This is a genomic window from Geobacillus sp. CCR, assembly GCF_052906625.1.
On record NZ_JBREBQ010000079.1, the window covers coordinates 1 to 3,144 of the forward strand.

The following is a 3,144-nucleotide window of genomic DNA, read 5'->3' on the forward strand; positions in this document are numbered from 1 at the left end:
AAGGGCTGAAGAGTCTTTATCAACGATATGAATCTCTGCGTCAGACTTAATGGAACCGCCGTATACCGAACGGTACGTACGGTGGTGTGAGAGGACGAGGGTTAGTCACCCTCTCCTACTCGATTTTTCTAGGCAAGCCGTCAGCCTCTTTTTCCGCCTGCTTCATTGCAGCATCCGCATACAACGCCTTCCAAACCCTTTGCCTGTTCCACGAACGCAAGAGCGTCATCTACGTAAGCGGCGCTCAAGCTCCAACAGCTTCGCCTTCACATCGGTGCGGCTTCCAGCATAGCCAATGAGAGCGCCGTTTTTGCCGACAACGCGGTGGCACGGAACGAGAATCGACAGTTCATTCGCCCGGTTTGCCTGACCGACGGCGCGCACCGCTTTCGGGCGGCCGATTTGCGCGGCGATGTCAGCGTATGTCGCCGTCTCGCCGTACGGAATGCGGCAAAGCGCCGCCCACACCTCTTCTTGGAAGGCAGTTCCCTTCCACTTCAGCGGCAAGTCAAATGCTTGGCGTCGACCGTGGAAATACTCATCCAGCTGCCTAAGCGCGCGTTCAAGAAGCGGCGACCAGCTTTTGACAGCCGGATGTTCGCCGGCGAACGCGCGCCATTCTTCTGGAAACAGCTCGACTTTGACAATCGCGTCGCCGTCGGAGGCGATGTAAATGTCGCCGAGCAGCTCTGAGCGGTATACTGCATATTCAATCGTCATCGTCGTCCTCCCTTTCCATTCGTTCGATCGGCAGCGTGATATGGAACGTCGTGCCGACGCCGACTTCGCTTTCCACTTCAATTTTCCCTTGGTGCTCTTCTATGATTTTATAGCTGACCATCAAGCCGAGGCCGGTGCCGCGTTCTTTCGTCGTATAAAACGGCTCGCCAAGCTTTTTGATTTTATCTTTTGGAATGCCGCATCCTTGGTCGGTGATGGAGATGCGCACATAGCACCCGGCGCGGGTGATGCGCACCGTAATGTCCCCGCCTTTTGGCATCACTTCGATGGCGTTTTTCAAAATATTGATGAACACTTGCTTCAACTGATTCGGCTCGCAATACACCGGCGGCAGCCCGCGCTCGAAGTCGGCGATGATTTGCACGTTGTGCATCATCGCTTGGGCGCTGATCAAATCGATCGTGTCTTGCATAATTTTGCAGATATCATTTTGTTTGTACTGCACCGCCTGGGGCTTCGCCAAGACCAGAAACTCGGTGATGATCGACTCAATCCGTTTCAATTCCGACATAATGACATTAAAATACATCGAATAGTCGCCGTCAATGCTTCCTTGCAACAGCTGAATGAAACCCTTTAGCGCCGTCATCGGATTGCGGATTTCATGGGCGATGCCGGCGGCCAATTCCCCGACGACGTTGAGCGTATCCGACTTGCGCAGCTGCAGCTCCATCTCCTTGCGCTCGGTCACATCGCGCAGCATCATCATCCCGACGCCGGGAATCACTTCCTTTTTCAGTGAAAACTCAATAATTCTCCCTTTTCCCTCGTCGAAAAATTCGACCTCGCCGCTCGCTTCGCCGGTGCGTTGGCATTGTTGAAGCAGCTTGTTGAGCTGGCGGCGCGCCCGCTCCGGAACGAGCTCGACCACCATTTGGCCAAGCAGCGCCTCCTTTTCGACGGAAAAAATGCCGCAGACAACCGGATTGGCGTCGATGATCCGATGCTTGGCATCCCAAAGCAAAATACCATCCATCGCATGATCGAAAATGCTCCGGAACTTTTGCTCGCTTTCGCGCAGCTCGCGCTCGATTTTCCGCCGCTCGCTCACATTGCGGAAAATCGTCAAGTGGTACCCGTCGATCGCTCCTTTTTTCATTGTGAACTCAAGCTGCTTATCCTCACCGTTCGGCATATGAAACGCCAGCTCGTCACGGATTTCCCCTTTGCGGCGGAACTCGCTGAAAATGCGTTTCACCTTTTCGTCCCCATAGTCGACAAAATCAAACAAATTGCGGCGCACAAGCAAATTCAAGGGCAGCTCAAACGTCCGGCTCGCCGCCGGATTGGCGTTCAATATGTAGCCAAAATCGTCCCAAATGAGGATCGCCTCATGCGCTTGTTCGAAAATAGCCCGGAACCGTTCTTCGCTTTTTTGCAACTTGATTTCCATATTTTTTCTTTCTGTCACATCGCGCATAATGGCCATGTAAAACCCGCTATAGACGTTGGAAGTCGCCGTCAGCTCAAACATTTTCACCGTTCCGTCCGGGCGGACAAGCGACAACTCGCCTTTGGCCGTTCCCTTTTCTTTCACTTCCGCGAGCAGCCGAGCGAACTCATTGGCGCATTCGCGGGCGACGAACTGCTGAAACGACAAATTGAGCAGTTTTCCTTTTTCCAAGTTCAAGCTCATCGAAAACGCCGGATTGACATCGATAAACCGCCCAAATTCATCGAAAATGACGATGCCGTCAACAGCGCGGTTGAATACGTCGCGAAACAAAAACTCATGAATGATGCGTTCGCGCTCAAGCGCCTTATGGGCTGAGATGTCGCGCATCATGACAAGGTCAAATTCGTCGAACACATCCTTTTTCATCGAAAATTCCACATGCTTCACTTTGCCGTCCGGCAGTTTGATGAGCAGTTCATCGCTGAACGAACCGAACTTTTGCAACATCGAGCGCTGAAACAGCAAAATATCGGGCGGCACAAGTTCGAGGAACGAAGAAAACGAATGGCCGATCAACGAAAACTTATCCATCTCAAACAGCTTGCACGCCGCTTCGTTCACATCGACAAATTCACCGTTTTTATTTAAAATCACGATCGCATCGAGCGACCGCTCAAAAATGATCGAATAACTGTTCAACCGCTCTTTTAACCGCCGATTTTCCTCTTCAAGCGACCGCACATCCGGCGATGCATTTTGTTCTTCCCGAGGAGAAAGGCTTTGGGCCATATCCATCTCTCCTTGTCTATTCAAACCATTCAACGAAATATATATTCGATGTGGAAAAATTTACTCCTCCCTTGATTTACGAAGATTTTTTAAAACCCGTGGTGCTAGTTGAGCGTCAGCGCTCAACTAGCCCTAGTGTGACCAGGGAATACGCCAACAAGATGCCATCGAGTGCCACTTCAAACCCGGTAATGGAATTCGCTCGAATGTCGGTGATC

2 protein-coding genes and 1 pseudogene are annotated in these 3,144 nt (G+C 51.7%); all 3 read right to left on the minus strand.

All coding sequences use genetic code 11. The features are described from left to right. Positions 1-225 precede the first annotated feature (225 nt). Positions 226-720: a methylated-DNA--[protein]-cysteine S-methyltransferase gene (locus ACVBDQ_RS17800; protein WP_011230446.1), complete on the minus strand. Its 495-nt coding sequence runs from the start codon at positions 718-720 to the stop codon at positions 226-228. Next, a complete protein-coding gene (locus tag ACVBDQ_RS17805; RefSeq protein ID WP_318549581.1) occupies positions 710-2,926 on the minus strand; it encodes a PAS domain S-box protein in 2,217 nt (738 codons plus the stop codon). The genes ACVBDQ_RS17800 and ACVBDQ_RS17805 overlap by 11 nt, the downstream gene beginning before the upstream one ends. A gap of 115 nt (positions 2,927-3,041) precedes the next feature. Beyond that, a pseudogene (locus tag ACVBDQ_RS17810) lies at positions 3,042-3,144 on the minus strand (IS982 family transposase); the annotation flags it as partial.